At 70.8% G+C, this 20,881-nt stretch carries 19 protein-coding genes; 6 read left to right on the forward strand and 13 right to left on the reverse strand.

Annotation, left to right across the window (positions count from 1 at the left end; all coding sequences use genetic code 11):
* Positions 1 to 12: 12 nt before the first annotated feature.
* The gene (locus tag HA630_RS18365) at positions 13 to 1,251 is read right to left on the reverse strand and encodes a LysM peptidoglycan-binding domain-containing protein (RefSeq protein WP_243855517.1); all 1,239 of its coding nucleotides are present in this window, start codon (positions 1,249 to 1,251) and stop codon (positions 13 to 15) included.
* Positions 1,252 to 1,472: 221 nt separating this feature from the next.
* On the opposite strand from HA630_RS18365, the gene def reads away from it, so the two are divergent.
* Genes def through HA630_RS18385 form a run of 4 tightly spaced genes read left to right on the forward strand, consistent with a single transcriptional unit; the run spans position 1,473 to position 4,047 of the window.
* Positions 1,473 to 1,991 (forward strand): peptide deformylase, encoded by a 519-nt coding sequence (def, locus tag HA630_RS18370; protein ID WP_166836592.1) that lies wholly within the window; start codon positions 1,473 to 1,475, stop codon positions 1,989 to 1,991.
* 10 nt (positions 1,992 to 2,001) lie between these two features.
* Positions 2,002 to 2,979, forward strand: a complete 978-nt coding sequence (gene fmt, locus HA630_RS18375) for a methionyl-tRNA formyltransferase (protein WP_166836638.1) — start codon at positions 2,002 to 2,004, stop codon at positions 2,977 to 2,979.
* Positions 2,970 to 3,719, forward strand: a complete 750-nt coding sequence (locus tag HA630_RS18380) for an AzlC family ABC transporter permease (protein WP_166836594.1) — start codon at positions 2,970 to 2,972, stop codon at positions 3,717 to 3,719. Before fmt ends, HA630_RS18380 begins: the two co-directional genes overlap by 10 nt.
* Positions 3,712 to 4,047, forward strand: coding sequence for an AzlD domain-containing protein (locus tag HA630_RS18385; RefSeq protein WP_166836596.1), 336 nt, complete (start codon positions 3,712 to 3,714; stop codon positions 4,045 to 4,047). Before HA630_RS18380 ends, HA630_RS18385 begins: the two co-directional genes overlap by 8 nt.
* An 18-nt stretch (positions 4,048 to 4,065) precedes the next feature.
* On the opposite strand, the gene HA630_RS18390 is transcribed toward HA630_RS18385, so the two are convergent.
* The 3 genes from HA630_RS18390 to HA630_RS18400 form a co-directional block, all read right to left on the reverse strand.
* On the reverse strand, positions 4,066 to 5,973 hold the full coding sequence (locus HA630_RS18390; RefSeq protein WP_166836598.1) for an ATP-binding protein: 1,908 nt from the start codon (positions 5,971 to 5,973) through the stop codon (positions 4,066 to 4,068).
* A gap of 15 nt (positions 5,974 to 5,988) precedes the next feature.
* Entirely contained in the window at positions 5,989 to 6,516 is a 528-nt protein-coding gene (locus HA630_RS18395; protein WP_166836600.1) for a molybdopterin-dependent oxidoreductase, read from the reverse strand.
* A gap of 69 nt (positions 6,517 to 6,585) precedes the next feature.
* A complete protein-coding gene (locus tag HA630_RS18400) occupies positions 6,586 to 8,664 on the reverse strand; it encodes an ATP-dependent helicase (protein ID WP_166836601.1) in 2,079 nt (692 codons plus the stop codon).
* Positions 8,665 to 8,795: 131 nt separating this feature from the next.
* Here HA630_RS18400 and HA630_RS18405 point away from each other — a divergent pair, with 131 nt between their 5' ends.
* A complete protein-coding gene (locus tag HA630_RS18405) occupies positions 8,796 to 9,749 on the forward strand; it encodes an AEC family transporter (RefSeq protein WP_166836603.1) in 954 nt (317 codons plus the stop codon).
* Positions 9,750 to 9,774: 25 nt separating this feature from the next.
* On the opposite strand, the gene priA is transcribed toward HA630_RS18405, so the two are convergent.
* The 7 genes from priA to HA630_RS18440 all read right to left on the reverse strand — a co-directional run bounded on the left by priA (position 9,775) and on the right by HA630_RS18440 (position 18,622).
* On the reverse strand, positions 9,775 to 11,955 hold the full coding sequence (gene priA, locus HA630_RS18410) for a primosomal protein N' (RefSeq protein ID WP_166836605.1): 2,181 nt from the start codon (positions 11,953 to 11,955) through the stop codon (positions 9,775 to 9,777).
* A 377-nt stretch (positions 11,956 to 12,332) separates the two neighbouring features.
* Complete coding sequence (hemE, locus tag HA630_RS18415) at positions 12,333 to 13,451, reverse strand: uroporphyrinogen decarboxylase (protein ID WP_166836607.1); 1,119 nt, start codon at positions 13,449 to 13,451, stop codon at positions 12,333 to 12,335.
* A gap of 73 nt (positions 13,452 to 13,524) precedes the next feature.
* Entirely contained in the window at positions 13,525 to 14,835 is a 1,311-nt protein-coding gene (locus HA630_RS18420; RefSeq protein ID WP_166836609.1) for an O-acetylhomoserine aminocarboxypropyltransferase/cysteine synthase family protein, read from the reverse strand.
* Positions 14,836 to 14,857: 22 nt separating this feature from the next.
* Positions 14,858 to 15,361, reverse strand: a complete 504-nt coding sequence (locus HA630_RS18425) for a CoA-binding protein (protein ID WP_166836611.1) — start codon at positions 15,359 to 15,361, stop codon at positions 14,858 to 14,860.
* A 60-nt stretch (positions 15,362 to 15,421) separates the two neighbouring features.
* Entirely contained in the window at positions 15,422 to 15,820 is a 399-nt protein-coding gene (locus tag HA630_RS18430) for a rhodanese-like domain-containing protein (RefSeq protein ID WP_166836613.1), read from the reverse strand.
* Positions 15,817 to 16,437 carry a thioredoxin family protein gene (locus tag HA630_RS18435; RefSeq protein ID WP_166836615.1) on the reverse strand — a complete coding sequence of 207 codons (621 nt, stop codon included), beginning with the start codon at positions 16,435 to 16,437 and terminating at the stop codon, positions 15,817 to 15,819. The genes HA630_RS18430 and HA630_RS18435 overlap by 4 nt, the downstream gene beginning before the upstream one ends.
* A 13-nt stretch (positions 16,438 to 16,450) precedes the next feature.
* A complete protein-coding gene (locus HA630_RS18440) occupies positions 16,451 to 18,622 on the reverse strand; it encodes a protein-disulfide reductase DsbD (protein WP_166836617.1) in 2,172 nt (723 codons plus the stop codon).
* A 114-nt stretch (positions 18,623 to 18,736) separates the two neighbouring features.
* Here HA630_RS18440 and HA630_RS18445 point away from each other — a divergent pair, with 114 nt between their 5' ends.
* The gene (locus HA630_RS18445; protein WP_166836619.1) at positions 18,737 to 19,591 is read left to right on the forward strand and encodes a creatininase family protein; all 855 of its coding nucleotides are present in this window, start codon (positions 18,737 to 18,739) and stop codon (positions 19,589 to 19,591) included.
* Positions 19,592 to 19,605: 14 nt separating this feature from the next.
* Here HA630_RS18445 and HA630_RS18450 read toward each other — a convergent pair whose 3' ends face one another.
* Together HA630_RS18450 and HA630_RS18455 are read right to left on the reverse strand one after the other, a co-directional pair.
* On the reverse strand, positions 19,606 to 20,274 hold the full coding sequence (locus HA630_RS18450) for a histidine phosphatase family protein (protein WP_166836621.1): 669 nt from the start codon (positions 20,272 to 20,274) through the stop codon (positions 19,606 to 19,608).
* Positions 20,275 to 20,350: 76 nt separating this feature from the next.
* On the reverse strand, positions 20,351 to 20,881 hold a 531-nt coding region (locus tag HA630_RS18455; protein WP_166836623.1), incomplete at its 5' end, for an aminotransferase class I/II-fold pyridoxal phosphate-dependent enzyme.

Below are 20,881 nucleotides of genomic sequence, written 5' to 3' on the forward strand. Positions count from 1 at the left end.
GGGCCGGCCACGTCAGGGGTTGACGAAGCGGTCGCCCACCTTCACGCCGTCGGTGATCTGCAGCACCAGGGCGTAAGACACCCGGTCGAAGGTGCGGAACACCAGCATCAGCCCGTTGCGTTCGCCCGGCAGGTGCAGGGTGGGGCGGGCCTCGTCGGTGCGGTCGGGCACCTGGCTGGCGTCTTTCAGCACCGCCAGCACATGGCCGCGGGCCAGGCCGTCGCGGGCGCCGCGGTTGAGGATGACGACCTGGTTCTGGCCGGCAAAGTGCACCGCGTTGCCGTGCACCTTGACGATCTGGCCCGACTGGGCGCTGTCCGGGGCCTGCGGCACGTAGCTCGGCACCTCGCGCGGGGGCTCGGGCAGCAGGCGGTCACCGACGCGGATTTCCTCTTTGGAGCCGGTGATCTGGACGGTGGCGGGTTCGATCTCGTTGCCGCCGGGCTTGACGGTTTCGCTGCGCACCAGCGCGCTCTGGCCGATGAACTGGGCCTCGTAGCCCAGCAGTTCGCCGGTGGTCGGGTCTTTCAGGGCCACCGCGTTGCGGTAGAGGCGGTGGCTGCGCGGCTGGCCGGCCTCCAGCCGCAGGGCGGTGCCTGCCTGCGCCTCGCCCGGGCCGTACTGGCCGCGCGCATAGGCCCGGTCGCCGCGGCTGAGCAGCACCCGGTTTTCCGGGGCGGCCACGATGCGCGGCGCCCGCGAGTGCTGGGCTTCGTCCACCACCAGCGACTCGGTCAGGAAGGGCTCGATCACGTTCAGCGGGATCGGCGGAATGGCCGCGTCCGCCAGCGCCTCGGTGCGCACCCGCGGCGACAGCTTCACCGTGGGCAGGGCGCCGTCGACGGTGAGAAAAGCGCGGTCGCCGACGCGGGTCAGCACCAGCACCTGGCCGGGGTAAATCAGGTGCGGGTTGCGGATCTGCTGCAGGTTCATGCCCCACAGCTCCGGCCAGCGCCAGGGCCGCTTGAGGAACAGCCCCGAGATGTCCCACAGCGTGTCGCCACGCTGGACGGTGTAGCGGTCGGGGGCGGTGGGCGAGAGCTCGCTCAGCGGCACGCCTTGCTGGGCCACCTGGGTGGCCGTCTGGCGTTGCCCGGGGGTGATGGGGTAGTTGGGGAAGCTTTGGGCCACAGCGGCCCCGGCCCCCAGCCCGCAGGCCAGCCACAGTGCCCAGCGGCCCAGGGGCCGTGGGGCGACAGGTGCGGCGGGGGCAGAGCCCGAGGTGGCGGCTGGCGTGGTGTGCATAGGCATGTCGTTGGCCCTGGATGCCGTCCCGCTCAGGGGGTGCGTGTGTGGCATGTGTCCCTCCCCGGCTTGACGTTTTGGTGTGGATGACTGGAGATTTTGCGTTCAAGCCCCATTTATGGCAATGATATCGCCACCCGTGCCCCACCGGCCCGGGCGAAAGTGGCGAAAATACCGACATTCTCCGCCGCGCGACCTGCCGTGGCCCACCCGATTCCGTTGCCGACATGACCGATACCGCTCTGCTGCCCATCCTGCGTTACCCCGACCCCCGCCTGCACAAGGTGGCGCGACCGATCGCGGCCGTGGACGAGCGGGTCCGCGCCATCATCCCGCAGATGCTGGCCACCATGTACGCCGCCCAGGGCATCGGCCTGGCCGCGACGCAGGTTGACATCCACGAGCGGCTCATCGTCATCGACGTGAGCGAGGCGCGCGACCAACCCATGGTGCTGATCAATCCCGAACTGGAGTGGGCCAGCCCCGAGACCCGCAAGGGCGACGAGGGCTGCCTGTCGGTCCCCGGCATTTACGACGGGGTGGAGCGTTCGGTGGCGGTGCGGGTGCGCGCGCTCGACGGCGAGGGCGTCAGCCGCGTGATCGAGGCCGAGGGCCTGCTGGCCGTGTGCATCCAGCACGAGATGGACCACCTGATGGGCAAGGTCTTCGTCGAATACCTGTCGCCGCTCAAGCGCAACCGCATCAAGACCAAGCTGCTCAAGGCCGAACGTGCCGAGCACGCCTGAGGCCGCCGGCATGCGCGTGGCGTTTGCCGGCACGCCGGAGTTCGCCGCGGTGGCGCTGGACGCGCTGCTGCGTGCCGGCTTCACCGTGCCGCTGGTGCTGACCCAGCCCGACCGCCCCGCCGGGCGCGGCATGAAGCTGCAGGCCTCGCCGGTCAAGCAGCTGGCGCAGCGGCATGGCATCGCCGTGGCCCAGCCGCGCAGCCTGCGCCTGGACGGCACATACCCCGAAGACGCCGCTGCGGCCCAGGCCGCGCTGCAGGCCAGTGGCGCCGACGCGATGGTGGTGGCCGCCTACGGCCTGATCCTGCCGCGCTGGACGCTGACGCTGCCGCGCCTGGGTTGCCTGAACATCCACGCCTCGCTGCTGCCGCGCTGGCGCGGGGCGGCGCCCATCCACCGCGCCATCGAGGCCGGGGACGCCACCACCGGCGTCACCCTGATGCAGATGGACGAGGGCCTGGACACCGGCGACATGCTGCTGACCGAGCCGGTGGCCATCGGCCCCGACGACACCACCGCCACCCTGCACGACCGCCTGGCGGCGCTGGGCGGGCGGCTGGCGGTGGAGGCGCTGGAGCTGGCGGCCTGTGGCGGCCTGCGCCCGCTGCCGCAGCCGGCCGAGGGCGTGACCTACGCCCACAAGATCGACAAGGCCGAGGCCGACCTCGACTGGACCCAGCCGGCCGCCACCCTGGCGCGCCGGGTGCGCGCCTTCGACCCCTTTCCTGGCGCGGCCACGCCCTGGGGCGAGGTGCCGTTGAAGGTCTGGGCGGCGCAGGCGCAGGGCGACCAGCCCCCCGGGCCGGCCACCCCGCCGGGCACCGTGTTGGCCGCCGACGCCCAGGGCGTGCGGGTGCAGACCGGCGCCGGCGTGCTGTGCCTGACCGCGCTGCAGCGCCCCGGCGGCAAGCGCCTGCCGGCGGCCGACTTTCTGCGCGGCAACGAACTGCCGCCCGGCACGCGGCTGGGCCGCCCCGCATGTTCCTGACGGCGGCTTACCGCGCCCTGCCCGAGTTCCGCGAGGGCGTGCGCGACCAAGCCGCCGTGGCCACCGGCATCGCCGCTTGGGGGCTGATGACCGGGGTGGCCATGGTCAAGTCCGGCCTGAGCGTGTTCGAGGCCGTGGCCATGACCTTGCTGGTCTACGCCGGCAGCGCCCAGCTCACCGCGGTGCCGCTGATCGCCTCGGGCGCGCCGCTGTGGGTGATCCTGGCGGCGGCGTTTTGCGTGAACCTGCGTTTCGTGGTGTTTTCGGCCCACCTGCGGCCTTACCTGATGCACCTGCCGCGCCCCCAGCGGCTGCTGACCGGTTACGTCACCGGCGACCTGAGCTACGTGTTCTTCGCGCGGCGCTACCCGCACCCGGCCCCCGACGCCGAGGGCTTGACGCGGCAGCAGGCCTACCTGGCGGGCAACTGTGCCGTCAACTACGTGGCGTGGATGGCGGCCAGCCTGCTGGGCATTGCGCTGGCCCACGCCATCCCGCCCGCCTGGGGCCTGGGGTTTGCCGGCATCCTGGCCTTGTTGGGGGTGGGGTGTTCGCTGGCCACGTCCAAGCTGCGGGTGGTGTCGGCCGGGGTGGCCGGTGCCGCGGCGGTGGCCGCCTGGGCGCTGCCGCTCAAACTGAACATCGTGGTCGCCATCGCGGCGGCGGTGGCGCTGTGCCTGGTGCTGGAAGCCCACGGCCCGGCCTGGCTGCGCGGCCAGCGGGTGCCCCGCCATGGCTGAGACCGACGCCTGGACGCTGCTGACCATCGCCGCCCTGGCGGGGGTGACGGTGCTGACGCGTGGCTTCTTCTTCCTGTCCAGCCGCCCGTGGCAACTGCCGCACTGGGCCGAACGCGGCCTGCAGTACGCACCCATCGCGGCGCTGGCGGCGGTGGTCATTCCGGAAGTGGTGGCCGACCAGGGCCAGCTGGTGCAGACCTGGCGCGACGCCCGCCTGTTCGCCGCAGCGGCGGGGGCGGGCTGGTTCTTCTGGCGCGGCGGGGTGCTGGGCACCATCCTCTGCGGCATGGCGGTGTACCTGCCGCTGCGGCTGCTGCTGGGCTGGTGAGGCGCGCCGGCCCCGGCGTCAGACCGGGGGGCGCGGCGCGGCCTGCTGCAGGCAGTGGGTCATCACGTCGAGCAGTTGTTGCTTCTGCACCGGCTTGGACAGGAAGGCGTTCATGCCGGCCTCGCGGGTGCGGGCCTGGGCCTCGTTCATCACGTCGGCGGTCAGGGCCACGATCGGCACCTGGCCGCGCCGCCCGGGCAGGGCCCGGATGTGGCGGGTGGCGCTGAGGCCGTCCATCTCGGGCATGTGCACGTCCATCAGGACGATGTCGAAATCCTGACCGCTGGCCAGGCTCACGGCCTGGGCCCCGTTGTCGGCGAAGGTGGCGTGGTGGCCGAGCTTTTCCAGCAGCATGCCGACGAATTTCTGGTTGATCGGGTGGTCTTCGGCCACCAGCACCTGCCAGCCCTGCGTGGGCAAGGCCGCGCAGGGGGCGTCGGTCGCGGCGTCGTCGGCCCTGCCGTCGTCGGGGGAACGGGTCACCACCCAGTCGCCGTTGCCCAGGGGGGTGGTCGCTTCGTCCGGCGCCGCGCAGCGCGGCGTGGGCAGGGTCAGGGTGAAGCTGGCGCCCTGGCCGGGAGCGCTGCTGGCGCCCAGGTCGCCGCCCATGAGTCGGGCCAGGGTGCGTGAAATTTCCAGCCCCAGGCCGGTGCCGCCGAACTGGCGGGTGGCCGAATGGTCGGCCTGGTGGAAGCGCTGGAACAGCTGGCCCAGGGTGGCCGCGTCCATGCCGATGCCGGTGTCGCTGACGGTGATGCGCCAGCGCACCCCGTCCCCGTCTGGCTCGCAGGCCAGGGCCAGTCCGATCTGTCCCTCGCGGGTGAACTTGATCGCGTTGCTCAGCAGGTTGAGCAGGATCTGCCGCACCCGGGTGGCGTCGGCCAGCACCCAGGGCGGGGCTTCGCGGGCCCCGTCCAGGTCCAGCGTCAGGCCCAGGCGCTTGTGCTCGGCCTGGGGGCGCACCATCTGCCACGTGTCGCGCACCAGCTGGCGCAGGTCCAGCGGCTGCGGGTGGATCTTCATCTTTCCGGCTTCCAGCGCCGACATGTCGAGGATGTCGTTGAGCAGGGTGAGCAGGTGCTGGGCGGAGCTGCGCGCGGTCTGGACTTGGTCGCGCTGCTGCGGCGTGAGTTCGCTCTCCTCCAGCATGCTGACCATGCCCAGCATGCCGTTGAAGGGGGTGCGCAGTTCGTGGCTCATGTTGGCCAGGAACTGGCTCTTGGCGCGGTTGGCCTGTTCCGACGCTTCCTTGGCCTGCACCAGTTCGTTGTTGAGCCGCTCCAGCGCCTGCCGCTGCCGCATCTGCCGCCGCTGCCGGTTCAGCAGGCCGCCCGCCGCCAGCAGCAGCACCAGCACCTGCAGCGCCACCAGCCAGACGATCATGCGGTTCTGCTCCCGCACCACCGCCACCTGCTGCTCCATCAGGTGGCTGACGGAGCTGTTGGCGGCGAACGACAGGGCCTGCACGTCGGGCCCGAGTTCCATCAGGGTCTGGAGCACCGCTTCCAGTGGCCCGCGCTGCCGTGCCGGGTCCTCCATCAGCGTGTCGGTCTGCCGGATCAGCGCCTCCAGCGGCGGCAGCACCGCGCCGTATTCGGGCCGGTCGCGCAGCTTGGCGGTGCTGGGGTTGCCGCTGAGCAGGTGCACGCGGCTGGCGAAGATGTCGTAGCGGTTGCCCAGGTTGTCCCAGTCGGCGGCCTCGGGGTCGCGCAGCGACACCCGCAGCTCGCTGCGAAAGCGCAGGTATTCGCGCTCCAGCTGGAAGGCCAGGGCCGTGACCGAATCGGCCTGCAGGCGCGCGGCCGCCTCCACCGACGCCGACTGCCGCAGGAACACCGCCGTCATCACGGCCAGGCCCACCGCCAGCGCGATGGTGGTCAGCGACAACCACAGCAGGAAGCTGCGGTTGTCTTTTTGCAGGGGCATGCGCCGCTTTCCGGTTTATTCGACGTCGAGCGACTTCAGTTGCCAGATCGAGCGCTCGTAGTAGGTGGCGCTCTGCAGTTCGGGGCGGCTGTCGAAGGGGTAGACGATGAACAGCGGGCCGCGGGTGCGCACCGACATCGGTTCGCCGTCGAGCCGGGTGGCCATGATGACGTCAAAGCGCGCTGCGTCGGCCACCGGGATCTGGATGCGGTAGTCGTTGAGCGCGGTGGCCTTGAGGGTGCCGGCCTGCGTCCGGGCCTGCACCGCCGCCAGCACGTCGCGCAGCAGCGGGCCACTGAAGCGGATCGGCCGGTTGTCCCAGGGGGTGGAGGTGGTGAAGGTCTTTTGCGGCAGGGCTTCGAGCATGGCCATGTCGAACACGGCCTGGCCGCCCCGGTTGGTGGCGGCGATGGCGCCGCCCACCGTCAGCACCGGTTTGCCTTGGGGCTGGCCCAGGGCGTGGGCGGACACCCAGCCCAGCGGGCCGAGCAAGGCAGCAATGGTCAGGCCCAAGCCCAGCCGGCGTGTGCGCGAGGTGTTCATGCGGTCAACTGTGAAAAATAAAAGTCTGCTAATGGTATTTGAAATGACCAAAAAATACAAACTGCTGGTTCAAGACCCGTCGGGGGCTGGGGCTGTCTGCCCGGCGCGCTGGGCGAATTCGGCGCGCAGGGCGCGCAGTTTGGCGCGCGGGTCTTCCTTGGCGGTGGTCTGGTCCAGCGCCATTTCCGCGATGAAGCGGCTGGGCTGGCCAGGCACCAACTCGCGCCCCTTTTTGCGCCGTTTCAGCCAGCTCACCACCAAGGTGTGCTGGGCGCGGGTGATGCCGACGTACATCAGCCGCCGTTCCTCTTCAATCAGCTTGCCCAGGGTGGCTTCGTTCAGGCTGTCGTCTTTCTGGAACGGCAGCAAGCCCTCGTTGACGCCAGCCAGCACCACGTGCGGCCACTCCAGGCCCTTGGAGGCATGCAGGGTGGAGAGCGTGACCACGTCCTGGTCCTGCTCGCGCTCTGAAATGGTAGAAATGAGCGCGATCGTTTGCGCCACTTCCAGCATGGTTTTGGGTTCGCGCTCGGTGGTCGCGCCGCCGGTGTCGTCGATCTGGCCGCCGCAGCGTTGCGCCACCCAGTCGCAAAAGTCCATCACGTTGCCCCAGCGGGCGGCGGCGACCTTGTCGCTCTCCTCGCTGTCGAGCAGGAACTGCTCGTAGCCGATGTCCTTGAGCCAGTCGGTCAGGAAGGTCTTGGCCGCCTCAAAGCCGGTGGTGTGGCGGGCGCGGTGTTCCAGCTCGTTCACGTAGCGGCCGAACTCGTGCAGGCCATGTACCGCGCGCGCGGGCAGGGCGGCGCCCAGGGAGTGCGAAAACAGCGCCTCGTACAAACTCAGCTTGTACTGGGTGGCGAAGGCACCCAGCGAGGCCAGCGTCTGGTGGCCGATGCCGCGCTTGGGCGTGGTGATGGCGCGCAGAAACGCCGGGTCGTCGTCGTTGTTGACCAGCAGGCGCAGCCAGGCGCACAGGTCCTTGATTTCGGCACGGTCGAAAAAGCTCTGGCCCCCCGACACCTTGTACGGAATTTGCGCCTTGCGCAAGGCGGTTTCCAGCGCCCGGGCCTGGTGGTTGGCGCGGTACAAAATGGCAAAGTCTTTGAAGGCCTTGAACTTGGCGCCGGTGCTGCCCGCCGCGGTGGAGCCGGCGCGGATGCTCTGGATGCGTGCCACCGCGCGTTCGGCCTCGTGGTCTTCGGCGTCGCAGGCCTGCACGCGCACCGGCTCGCCTTCGCCCAGCTCGCTCCACAGGGTTTTGGGAAACAGCTTGGGGTTGGGCCCGATGACGTGGTTGGCCGCGCGCAGGATGGCGCTGGTGGAGCGGTAGTTCTGCTCCAGCTTGATGACCCGGAGTTCGGGAAAGTCCTGCGGCAGTTTTTTGAGGTTGTCCAGCGTGGCGCCGCGCCAGCCGTAGATGGACTGGTCGTCGTCGCCCACGGCGGTGAAGCGGCCGCGTTCGCCCACCAGCAGCTTGAGCAATTCGTACTGGGTGGCGTTGGTGTCCTGGTACTCGTCCACCAGCACGTGGCCGAGCTTTTTCTGCCACTTCTCGCGCACCTCGGCGTGTTGCTGCAGCAGCTTCAGCGGCAGGGCGATCAGGTCGTCAAAGTCCACACTTTGGTAGGCGGCCAGGCGCTCCTGGTACTTGGCCATGACCAGCGCAACGATGCGCTCGTTGTCGTCGCGCGCCTGGGTCAGGGCCTGTTCGGCGTTCAGCCCGGCGCTCTTCCAGCCGCTGATCGTCCACTGCCACTGGCGCGCGGTGGCCGCGTCGGTGGTGCCGCCACAGTCTTTCAGGATGGAGGTGATGTCGTCGGTGTCGAGGATGGAGAACTGCTGCTTCAGGCCCAGCGCCGCGCCGTCCTCGCGCAGCAGGCGCACGCCCAGCGAGTGGAAGGTGCAGATCAACACGTCTTTGGCCGGCCGGCCCACCAGCTGCCGGGCGCGCTCGCGCATCTCGGCCGCCGCCTTGTTGGTGAAGGTGATGGCGGCGATGCGGTTGGCGGCCAGCCCGGCCTGGATCAGCCGCGCGATCTTGTGGGTGATGACGCGGGTTTTGCCCGAGCCGGCGCCGGCCAGCACCAGGCACGGACCGGCCAGGTGGTTGACGGCATCGAGCTGGGCAATGTTCAAACCGGCGGACATGGGCGATCGGGTCGGGCAAAGCTGGGGATCATACCCAGCGGGCGGGGGCGGCGTCGCGCAGGCGTCAGCGCCGGGCGCCGCGGGGGCCCAGGCGGCCGCGGCCACGGGCCGCCCCTGCGACAATCGTCGCCGTGCTGACCGTCCTCCTCGTCACCTTTCCCTTCTTTGCGCTGGTGCTGGCCGGTTTCGTGGCCGCGCGCCGGCGCCTGCTGCCGCTGGACGCCATTCCCGGCCTCAACAGCTTCGTGCTCTATTTCGCGCTGCCGGCCATGCTCTACCGCTTCGGTTCCACCACGCCGATCGCGCAGCTGCTCGACGCCTCGGTGTTTGGCCTGTACCTGCTGTGCGGGCTGGTGATGGTGGCGCTGGCGGTGGCCGTCACCAAGGGCGGGCGCATCGGCTGGAACGACGCCGCCCTGGGCGCGCTGGTGGCGGCCTTTCCGAACACCGGCTTCATGGGCGTGCCGCTGCTGGCCGCGCTCATGGGCCCCGGCAGCGTGGGCACGGTGATCGTCATCATCCTGGTGGACATGGTGGTGACGAGTTCGCTGTGCATCGCCCTGTCGCGGCTGGACGCCGGTGAGGGCGGGGCCGTGGCGGCGGCGCGCCAGGCGCTGCGCGGGGTGCTGAGCAACCCCATGCCTTGGGCTATTGGGTTGGGGGCGGCGGCGTCGGCGGCCCAGTTCACGCTGCCCGGGCCGGTGGAAAAAACCGTGTGGCTGCTGGCCGACGCGGCCTCGCCGGTGGCACTGTTCACCATCGGGGTGGTGTTGGCGCGTTCGCAAATGCAGGCCGACCACCCCATGCCGTTGCGCGACTACGTGCCGGTGGCGCTGATGAAGCTGTTCCTGCACCCGCTGCTGGTCTGGGGCGCGGGCAGCGCCGCCATCGCGCTGGGCGTGCCGCTGGCGCCCAGCACCCTGACGGTGATGGTGCTGGTGGCCGCCTTGCCCAGCGCCAGCAACGTGTCGCTGCTGGCCGAGCGCTTCGGGGCCGACAACGGCCGCATCGCCCGCATCATCCTGGTGTCGACCGCGTTGGCCTTCCTCTCGTTTTCTGGGGCGGTGGCGCTGCTGCGCCCCTGAGGGGCGGGCGCGGGTGCCCCGGCCATCACAGGCTGAGCGGGTCCACGTCGATGGCCCAGCGGATCAGGCCCTTGGCGTCGGGGTGGGCGCGCTGGGCGTGCAGCACCGTCTGCCAGGCTTGCAGGAAGGCCTGCAGCGCCGGGCGCGACGCGCTTTCCACCAGCATCTGCGCCCGTTCCACGTTGGCCACGCGCTGGATCGCCATGGGCACCGCCGGGTACAGCATCAGGTGCTCGCGCCCGGTCAGGCCGTCGGCGGCCTGGGCCGACAGCGTGAGCCAGGCCTGAGCGGCGTCCTGGGTGCGGGCCTCGGCGCGCACCAGGGCCTGGTGGCCGTGGGGCGGCATTTGCGCGTCGGCGCGTTCCTGCAGCTGTTGCGCGGCAAAGGCGGGGTAGTCGTGCCGGGCCAGGGCGGCGAACAGCGGGTGTTGGGGGTACCAGGTCTGCACCCACAGTTCCACCGCGCTGCCCCGTTCGGCCACGAAGGCGGCGTCGCGGCCGGCGCGCCCTGCGGCCTGCAGCAGCAGCGCGAACAGGCGCTCGGGCGCGCGGTAGTCGCTGGCGAACAGGCCACTGTCGGTGTTCAGGCTGGCCACCAGGGTGATGCGGCGGAAGTCGTGGCCCTTGGCCACCATCTGGGTGCCCACCAGCACGTCCACCTCGCCGGCGTGCATGTCGGCCAGCCGGCTCTCCAGGCTGCCCTTGGCGCGGGTGGTGTCGGCGTCGAGCCGGGCCACGCGCACCGGGTTGCCGTCGGGGCGGCGGGCGTCGGCCAGCAGGCCGGCGAGCTGTTCCTCGATCTGTTCGGTGCCGCGGCCCACGGAGGCGATGTCGAGGTTGCCGCACTCGGGGCAGGCGCGCGGCACCCGTGAGGTGTGGCCGCAGTGGTGGCAGCGCAGGGTGCGGTCGATCTTGTGGAACACGGCGTGGGCGCTGCAGTGCGGGCAGTCGCTTTTCCAGCCGCAGTCGTGGCAGGCCAGCACCGGGGCGTAGCCGCGGCGGTTCAGCAGCACCAGGCTCTGTTCGCCGCGCGCGGCGCGTTCGGCCAGGGCGTCGATCAGGGCCGGGGCCAGCACCGCGTGTTTGGGCTGGTGGTTCATGTCCACCAGGCGCAGCCGGGGCAGGGCGCCGCCGCCCATGCGCTGGGGCATGTCCAGCCGCTGATAGCGGCCCTTGTCGGCGGCGTGCCAGCTTTCTAGCGATGGCGTGGCCGAGCCCAGCAGCACCCGGCAGTGCCCCGGCGCCCGGCCCTGCGATTCCAGGTGCGCCCGGTACACCGCCAGGTCGCGCGCGGAATAGCGCGCCCCTTCCTGGCTTTTGTAGCTGGGGTCGTGTTCCTCGTCCACCACGATCAGGCGCAGGCCGGGCAGGCTGGCGAACACCGCCATGCGCGTGCCCAGCACGATGCGCGCCTGCCCCAGGTGGGCGCTGAGCCAGTGGCCCAACCGCTGCGCCGGGGTCAGTCCGCTGTGCAGCGACACCACGCCCGCGCTGGCAAAGCGCTCGCGAAAACGCGCTTCCAGCTGCGGCGTCAGGTTGATCTCGGGCACCATCACCAGGGCCTGGGCTTGCGGGTCCTGGGCCAGCAGGTCGGCCACGGTGCGCAGGTAGACCTCGGTTTTGCCGCTGCCGGTGGCGCCGAACAGCAGCACCGGGCGTTGCGCCTGGGCGATGGCGGTCAGCGCGTCGGCCTGTTCCGGGCTGGGGGCGGGACCTGTTGGGGGGGCGTCGGTGGCCACGGGTGCGTCAGGCGCCTGGGCCGCCGCTGCGCTGCCGGTGAGTGAAGCGGCCTTGCCGGTGAGCGCGGCCTTGGCACGCTTGGCCAGGCGGCGTTGCAGCTGGGTGTCGTCCAGGTCGCGGAGTTGTGGCGGCAAGGCGGCCAGCGCCACCTCGCCCAGCCCGCGCTGGTAGTAGCGGGCGGCAAAGCCCACCAGTTGGCGCCAGCGCGCGTTCAGCGGCGGCAGGGCCTCCAGGGCGGTGCCGACGGGCCGGGTCTGCGCCGGCAGCAGGCCCTCGGGCGGTTCGTCGGCGCAGTGCCAGACGATGCCCAGCACCTCGCGGCTGCCCAGCGGCACCCGCACCAGAGTGCCCGGCGCGAGTGGCCGCTCACTCCCATAACTGAGGCTGTCGCCCAGCCCGCTGTGCGCCGGCGTGGTCACCACGACCTCGACCCAGTGGCGGGTGCTTGGCGCGGTTTCTTCAGTCATGTTGGCGAAAAAACCGGTAAGTCATTGATTTGTAAAAATTTCCAACACTTGCCCAGATTTTCTGTGGATAACTTTGTGGACAGCCGCTGAATCCCCCGCGCAAGGCCTTGAAAATCAAGGCCTTGATTGGACTGCATAGAAAATGGGCAATCCGCCTTGTCTAATAAAATCAACCACTTGCGTCGTTGTGAGGGTCGAACTGTGGGTTTGGCGGTCTGGGCGTGGGGGGGTGCCTCGCTCACCGAATTTTGTGCATAAACCCGTGCCGCTGCGGCAAAAAGCACCCCGTTTTGTGCTAGCCCGGGCCCGGGGTGCGCGGGCCCGGGCTCCACGGAACGGTCCGTACCCCAGGCCGGCGCCCGGGGTGGGGGCCGGGTTCAGCGGCCCTGGCGCATCTGCCGCGAGTGGGCGTGCACCGTGTCCACCAGCACCTTCACGTGCTCGGGCGGGGTGAACTGGCTGATGCCATGCCCCAGGTTGAAGATGTGCGTCGGGCCGGTGGTGCTGCGGTCGGTGTGCGGGGGGCCGAAGCTCTCAAGCACCTTCACCGCTTCGGCGGCCACCTGCTCAGGCTGGGCGAACAGCACGTTCGGGTCCAGGTTGCCTTGCAGGGCTTTGCCGGGGCCACCCACCGCACCGCCCACGGCCGCGCGGGCCTGGGCCAGGTTCACGGTCCAATCCAGGCCCAGCACGTCGCAGTCCAGGGTGTTCATGTCGTCCAGCCACAGGCCGCCGCCCTTGGTGAAGACGATGCGCGGGATGCGCTGGCCGTTGAATTCCTTGGGCAACTGGTCCAGCACCCGCTTGGTGTAGGCCAGGCTGAACCGTTGGAAGTTGCCGTCGGCCAGCACGCCGCCCCAGCTGTCAAAAATCATCACCGCTTGAGCGCCGGCTTCGATCTGGGTGCGCAGGTACAGCGCCACCGCGTCGGCGTTGATTTCCAGCACCCGTTGCATCAGGTCCGGGCGCTGGTACATCAGGGTCTTGACCAGGCGGTAGTCGTCGCTGCCGCCGCCCTCCACCATATAGCAGGCCAGGGTCCAGGGGCTGCCCGAAAAGCCAATCAGCGGCACGCGCCCGTTCAGGGCCTTGCGGATGGAGGTGACCGCGTCGAACACGTAGCGCAGCTTGTCCATGTCGGGCACGGCGAGCTGGGCCACGTCGGCCTCGGTGCGCACCGTCTTGGCGAACTTGGGGCCTTCGCCCAACGCGAAGCTCAGGCCCAGGCCCATGGCGTCGGGCACGGTCAGGATGTCGCTGAACAGGATGGCCGCGTCCAGGTCGTAGCGTTCCAGCGGCTGCAGCGTCACTTGGGTGGCGTAGTCCACGTTGGTGGCCAGGCCCATGAAGCTGCCGGCCTGGGCGCGGGTGGCGCGGTACTCGGGCAGGTAGCGGCCGGCCTGGCGCATCAGCCAGACGGGGGTGTGGTCGGTCGCCTGGCGCAGGCAGGCGCGCAGGAAGGTGTCGTTCTGCAGGGGGGCGAAGGTCGTGCTCATAACCCCGCATTGTCGCAGGGTGGCGGGCCGGCGGCTGTCACCCGGCCCGCGGGTGAACCCGAGCCCAGCCGTTTCAGCCCACCGCTTTGCGCAGCGCCTGGTCCAGGTCCCAGAGGATGTCGTCCACCTCCTCGATGCCCACGCTCAGGCGGATCATGTCCGGGCCGACGCCGGCCTTTTTTTGCTCGTCTTCGCTGAGTTGCCGGTGGGTGGTGGAGGCGGGGTGGATCACCAGCGTTTTCGCGTCGCCGATGTTGGCCAGGTGGCTGAGGAATTCGCAGGCGTCGATGAAGCGTTCGCCGGCTTGGGCCGGGTCGTCGGCGCGGATGCCGAAGGTCAGGATGCCTGAGCCGCCGGGCAGCCCGTCCACCGCGCGGAACTGCCGGGCCGCCAGGGCGTGGTCGGGCGCGTCGGGCAGGCCGGGGTAGTTGACCCAGGCCACCCGGGGGTGGTCGCGCAAAAATTCGGCCACGCGGCGCGCGTTGCGGCAGTGCGCCTGCATGCGCAGGTGCAGGGTTTCAATGCCCTGCAGGATCAGCCACGCGTTCATGGGCGACAGCACCGCGCCGAAGGTGCGGTTCACCTCCATGCGCGCCTTCATGGTGTAGCCAAAGTCGCCGAAGGTTTCGTAGAACTTCACGCCGTGGTAGGCGCGGCTGGGCTCGACCATGTCGGGGAAGTTGCCGTTGCCCCAGTCGAATTTGCCCGACTCCACCACCACGCCGGCCATGGTGGTGCCGTGCCCGCCGAAGTACTTGGTGGCGCTGTGCACCACGATGTCGGCGCCGTGCTCAAACGGCCGGCACAGCCAGGGCGTGGCCACGGTGTTGTCGATCACCAGCGGCACGCCGTGGTCGTGCGCCACCTGGGCGATGGCCGCGATGTCCAGCACGTTCACCCGCGGGTTGCCGATGGTTTCGCCGTACACCGCCCGGGTGTTGGGGCGCATGGCGCGACGGAAGTTCTCGGGGTCGGCCGGGTCCACAAAGGTGGTGGTGATGCCCAGCCGCTCAAACCCCACCCCCAGCTGCCCCACGGTGCCGCCGTACAGGGTGGACGCGGCCACGATGTGGTCGCCCGCTTTCAGGATGGCCAGCAGCGCCGTCATCTGCGCGGCCATGCCGCTGGCGCAGGCCAGCGCCGCGCGCCCGCCTTCCAGCGCCGCCACGCGCTCTTCCAGCACCGACACCGTCGGGTTGCCGATGCGGCTGTACACGTTGCCGAAGGTCTGCAGGTTGAACAGGCTGGCGGCGTGCTCGGCGCTGTCGAACACGAAGCTGGTGGTCTGGTGGATGGGGGTGGCGCGCGCGCCGGTGACGGGGTCGGGGATGGCGCCGGCGTGGATGGCCAGCGTGCCAAAGCCGTACGGGTGGTCCTGGGCCATGGGGGCTTTCGAAAAAGGGGCGTCAGTAAGGCAGTTGCTGCGGGCGCTTGGCGGAGATCACCCGGGTGTTCACGCCGGCCCAGTTCAGGCCGCCAAAGAGGCGCGCGTGTTCGATCTTCACGCAGCGGTCGTGCACCACCCGCAGGCCCGCGGCCGCGGCCTTCGCTTCCGCCTCGGCGTGCTCCACGCCCAGCTGCAGCCACAGGCATTGCGCCCCGATCTCGATGGCCGCGTCGGCCAGCGGCGGGATGTCCTCGCTCTTGCGGAAGCAGTCCACCATGTCGATGTGTCGGCCCTCGGCAGCCAGTGCCTGGGCCGCGTCCTGCACGCTGGCGTAACAGCGTTCACCCAGAATCTCGCCACCGTCGCGCGCCACCAGCGGGTTCACCGGCACGATGCGGTAGCCGTGCGTCTGCATGTATTTGGCCGCGAAGTGGCTGGGCCGGTGCCATTGCGGCGAAAGGCCGACCACCGCCACGGTGCGGCAGGTGGCCAGGATGTGGCGCAGGGTGGGAATGTCGCTCATGCTGGCAGTGTACGCACGGGCCACCCTCGGGCTGCGCGCGGCGCGTCAGGGATAACCCGGTCAGCCCGCTGGCTTGACCATCGGCCAGCCGCGTTTCGCCCAGTCGCTCATGCCACCGTGCACGTAGCGTACGTTGGTCCAGCCGGCCTCGCGCAGCGCCTCCACCACCTTGGCGGAGCGGTTTTGCGTGTTGCAGATCAGCAGCACCGGCTGGCTGGGGTTGCGCGGGATTTCGCCCAGGCGCTGGTTGAGCTGCGACATCGGCAGCAGCACGGTGCCGGCCGCCACGCCGGTGGCGTGTTCCTGGGGTTCGCGGATGTCGAACACCAGCGCCTGTCGGCCTTCCAGCATGGCGCGGCCTTCTTCCAGGCTCACTGGGTGGCTGTTCGGCGCCCCCGAACAGGCCGCCAGGCCCAGGGCGAGCAGCCCGGCCCCGGCCATTTTTCGAACAGACGTCATGCTTGGTACTTGATGGCGCAGCCGTAGGCCTGGCTGCTGGGCACGCTCACCGGCTTGCCTGCCAGCAATTCGTCCAGCCCTTGGCGCACGTAGTTGGTCGCGCGTTCAATGTCGGCCACGCGGGCCGACGCCACGCTGTCGATCGCCCCGGCGTACACCAGCACCCCGCGGGCGTCGATGAGGTACATGTGCGGCGTGACGCGTGCCCCGTAAGCACGGCCCGTGGTGCCGTCTTCGTCCATCAGCACAGCGGTGGCGGCCGCCTGCCGGTCCCGCATCCACTGGGCCAGTTGGGCGGGGGCCATGTGGTCGCTGCTGGCGGGCTCGGTGGAGTTGATGGCCAGCCACGCCACGCCTTGGGCGGTGTACTCGCGCTGCAGGGCCTGCATGTTGCCTTGGTAATGCTTGCGCACAAAGGGGCAGCCGGGGTTCAGCCATTCCAGCACCACCGTCCGGCCCCGGAAGCTGTCCAGGCGCACGGTGTGGCCGTCCGTGTCTTTCAGGCGGAAGGCGGGGGCGGCCTGCCCGATCGGCGCCGCGCCCGCCAGGCCGGGCCACACCAGCAACGGGGCGGCCACCGCGCCCGTCAATCGCAGGGTGAATTCACGCCGTTGCATACAGAGCCTCCCGTCACAGTTGCTGAACCGCCGACCGCACCTCGTCGACGCTGAGGATTTCCGACAGCACCACCGGTGGCCGCCCGGGGGCGTGCAGCACGTACACCGGCACGCCGTTGCGCCCCAGCCGCGCCAGGGCTTCGGTCACGACCGCGTCGCGGCGCGTCCAGTCGGCCCGCAGCAGGGCCAGCTGGCGCGACGCCGCGTCCTGCAGAAAGCCCGCGTCGGCCAGCGCGTTGCGTTTGTTGTACTGGCAGGTCACGCACCAGGCGGCGGTGTAGTCCACGAACACGGGCCGACCGGCGGCCAGCAATTCCGCTTCGCGCTGCGGGCTCCAGGCCTCCCACGCCAGCCCAGCCACCGCCGTGGGGGCGCTGTGCAGCAGGCCGTCTTGTTGGCGCGTCACGTTCGGGCCCACGGCCCACAGCAGCCAGGCCAGCCCCAGCACCGAGAGCGTCCCCAGCACCGTGCGCACCCGGCCGCCGCGGTTGAGGGCCCAGGCCAGCAGCGCCAGCGCCACCAGCAGCATCAGCAGGGCCGCGGCGCCGTCGATGCCGCTTTGCTGGCCCAGCACCCACAGCAGCCACACCACCGTGGCGAACATGGGAAAGGCCATCAGCTGGCGGAAGGTTTCCATCCAGGCGCCGGGCCGGGGCAGCGCCCGCGCCAGGGCGGGCCACCCACTGGCCGCCAGGTACGGCAGCGCCATGCCCAGGCCCAGCGCGGCAAACACCGCCAGCGCCTGCCCGGTGGGCAGCGCAATCGCCAGCCCCAGCGACGCGCCCATGAACGGCGCGGTGCAGGGCGAGGCGATGGCAGTGGCCAGCACGCCGGTCAGAAAGGCGTCGGCCGTGGGGTGCTTGGCTTGCAGGCTGGCCACCGAACTGGGCAGGAGGTGCCCGAACTCGAACAGCCCGGCGAGGTTCAGGCCGATCAGCGTGAACAGCACCGCCAGCCCGGCCACCACCGCGGGGTTCTGCAGCTGGAAGCCCCAGCCCAGTTGCTCGCCCGCGGCGCGCAGGCCCAGCAGCAGCCCGCCGAGCGCCAAAAACGACAGCACCACCCCGGCGGTGTAGGCCAGGCCGCCCAGGCGGTGGGCGCGCCGGTTGTCGCCGTGCTGGGCAAAGGCCAGCACCTTGATCGCCAGCACCGGGAACACGCAGGGCATCAGGTTGAGGATCATCCCGCCGACGAGGGCACCCAACAGCGCCGCCCACAGGCCCAGCGGCACGGCGTTGGGCGTGGGGGGCAGGGCGCGGGCGGCGTTCTCGGCCAAGGCCTGGGTCAGCGCCTCGCTGGCCCCGCCTGTGGGGGCCGCCGCGGGGGCCGGCCAGCCGCCGTCCACCGGTAGCGTCAGTTGCACCCCGGGCAGCCCCGGGCCGGCCCCCGGTGGTTGTGCCAGGGCCACCACCAGCGGCACCGCCTGCGGGCTGTCGCTGCGGTGCGGCGACAGCGGCACGCTGGCGGTCCAGCGTCCGTCGCGCCAGGCCTGTTGCCAGGGGGCACCGGGCTCGATCAGGCCCGGGGTTTCGGGGAACAGCTCCAGTGGGCGGCCGCGCCAGTCCTGTGGCAGGCCCTCCAACTGGAGCTCCAGCTGCCGTGCGCCGGCCGACAGCCGGCTGCCGTTGGCAGGCAACATCTGGGGCGCGGCGGCCCAGGCCGATTCAAAGGCCGCACCGTCCAGGGCGACGCTGCCCTGGGCGGGCACCCGCAACTGGAACTGGGCTTCCTCCGGCACGCACTCCTTGCGGCAAACCAGCCAGCTCGCGGTCAGCCCGACGTCCAGGTGCGGGCCCTGAAAGTCCGGCCCCACCCGCAGCGGCACGGGCAGCAGCACGGTGCCGTCATAACCGTAGTTGGCCAGTTCGCCCAGTGGGAACTTGCGCGGCGTCGGCCAGGCGATCTCGCCCGCCTGCACCCCGGGGCTCAGGCGCCACTGCAGTTCGGTCGGCAGGCCCGAATCGCCGGGGTTTTTCCAGTAGGTGTGCCAGTCGGGGGCGTGGTGGATTTCCAGCCCCAGCCACAGCGGCTGACCCGCCTGCACCCCCTGCGGGGCGTGTACCAGCAGGCGCGCCCGCGAAAACTCGCTGGTCACCGCCGGGGCCGTGCCCAGGGTTTGCGCCGCGACGCCCGCGCCCCAAGCCAGGGTGCAGCAACAAAGAAGCAGGGTCAGGAGCAAACGCATGGGGCGGGGTCGGGTGGCTGGCGGCCTCGGTCAGAGCGGCCAGGGGTGGGCAAAGTTCCGGTGGGCGATTGTGGCGCATCCCCCACGCGGGGCCCGGGCCGCTAAGATGCGCCCATGCCGACGCCCCCCCGATTCCCCGGTCGCCTGCCCCGCTGGGGCGACCTGTGCACCACCGACTTCGCCGGGCTCGACCCCGCCCGCACCGTGGCGGTGTTGCCCCTGGCCGCCACCGAGCAGCACGGCCCGCACCTGCCCCTGTCGGTGGACGCCGATTTGCTCGATGGCGTGCTCGATGCCGCCGCGCCCCACCTGCCCGACGACTGCCCGGTCTGGGTGCTGCCGCCGCAGGTGGTCGGTCTCAGTCCCGAACACCAGCGCTTCCCCGGCACCCTGACTTTGGGACTGGACACCTTGGTGCATCTCTGGTGCGACCTGGGTGCGTCGGTGGCCCGCGCTGGCGTGCGCAAGCTGCTGCTGTTCAACAGCCACGGCGGGCACACCGGCGCCATGGACGTGGTCGGGCGCGAACTGCGCAGCCGCCACGACCTGCTGGTTTATAGCAGCAGCTGGTTCAACCTGCCGCTGCTGGACGAACACGGCCAAGACCTGAACGCCCGCATCTCCGCCGACGAGCACCGCTTCGGCATCCACGGCGGTCAGGTCGAAACCGCGATGATGCTGGCGCTGCACCCCGAGCGGGTGCGCATGGACCGCGCCCGCGACTTCGCCTCCACCTCGCGCGACCGCTCGCGGCGCTACCCGGTGCTGGGCAACGGCCGCAGCGCCAAGCTGGCCTGGCAAACGCAGGACTACAACGCCCAGGGCGCGGTGGGCAACGCCGCCGCGGCCGACGCCACCCTGGGGCGCGCCCTGGTGGACGCCGCCGGCCGTTCCCTGGCGCAGCTGCTGCAGGAATTCAGCCAATTGCCGCTGTCCACCTTGGTGGACGGGCCAGACCTGGCGGGCTGAGCGCCGCCACGCCCTCAGGCGTGGGTCACCCAGTCCGCGTGGGCCGGGCTGCTCAGGTGCGGCAGGGTGTTGAAGCTCACCAGCGTGCAGCGCTTCGGGTTATGCGCCAGTTCGCTGACCGAGGTGTTGCGCATGCGCAGGTTCATCTCGATCGTCGTTTCCGGCGTGGTGCCCAGCACATGCCCCACCGCGGTGGAGATCGGCCCGCCGCTGGAGACCACCAGCACGTTGCCGCGGTGCTGCGTGCGCGCATGCTCCAGGGCCGAGGTGACCCCGTGCAGGAATTCCGGGTAGGTGGGCATGCCGCGCGGGCTCACCACCCCAGCCATCCACTGGCGCAGGCCGTCGCGCAGCAGGCGAAAGTGTTGCCGGTAGCCCTCCGGGCTGGTGGGGTGCGCCGGCGGCTGAGCGTGGATCGCCTCAATCACCGCCTCGCTGTCGTACTCGTTCAGCCCCGGCCACACCAGCGGCTCGGCCGCCCAGCCCAGGCCCTGCGCCAGCCCTTCCCAGGTCTGCCGGTGGCGCCGCAGGCTGCCGGTCAGCACCGCGTCAAAGCGCAGGCCGTGCTCACGCCAGTGCTCGCCCAGGCGCACGCTCTGCTGGTGGCCCAACGGGCTGAGTTGGTCGTAATCGGCGGCCCCGAAAGACGCCTGTCCGTGCCGCACAAGGTAGATGGTTCCCATGCCGGCCATTGTCCCGGCGGCGCCGGGCGGGCGCAGTCGCCGCTGTGACGGACCGGCGGGCCAGGCCGTGCCAGGTTCAGTGGCCGGCGCTCGACAGCTGGCTGCGCACCGCCCGGGCCAGTGCCGCCACGCCCTGCCCGATCTGCTCGGCGCTGGCCGTGACGAAGGACAGCCGCAGCGTGCGCTCGTCGCCCGGCCCGGCGTAGAACGCCGCCCCTGGCACGAAGGCCACGCCTTGCTCCACCGCGCGCGGCAGCAGGTCGATGGCCCGCATCCCGGCGGGCAGGCGCAGCCACAGGAACATGCCGCCGGCGGGACGGTTCCAGGTCACGTCCAGCCCCTGCATCTCGTGTGCCAGCGCCTGCAGCATGGCATCGCGCTGCGTCCGGTACAGCGCCCGGATGGTGGGCACGTGGCGCTCCAGGAAACCGTCCTTGAGCACCTCGGACACCACCCGCTGGTTGAAGCTCGGGGTGTGCAGGTCGGCCGCCTGTTTGGCCTGCAGCAGCTTGGGGTACAGCGCGGGCGGCGCCACCAGAAAGCCCAGCCGCAGCCCAGGGGCCAGCACTTTGGAGAACGACCCCAGGTACACACAGCCGGCGGGGTG

Source organism: Aquabacterium sp. A08 (genome assembly GCF_011742065.1).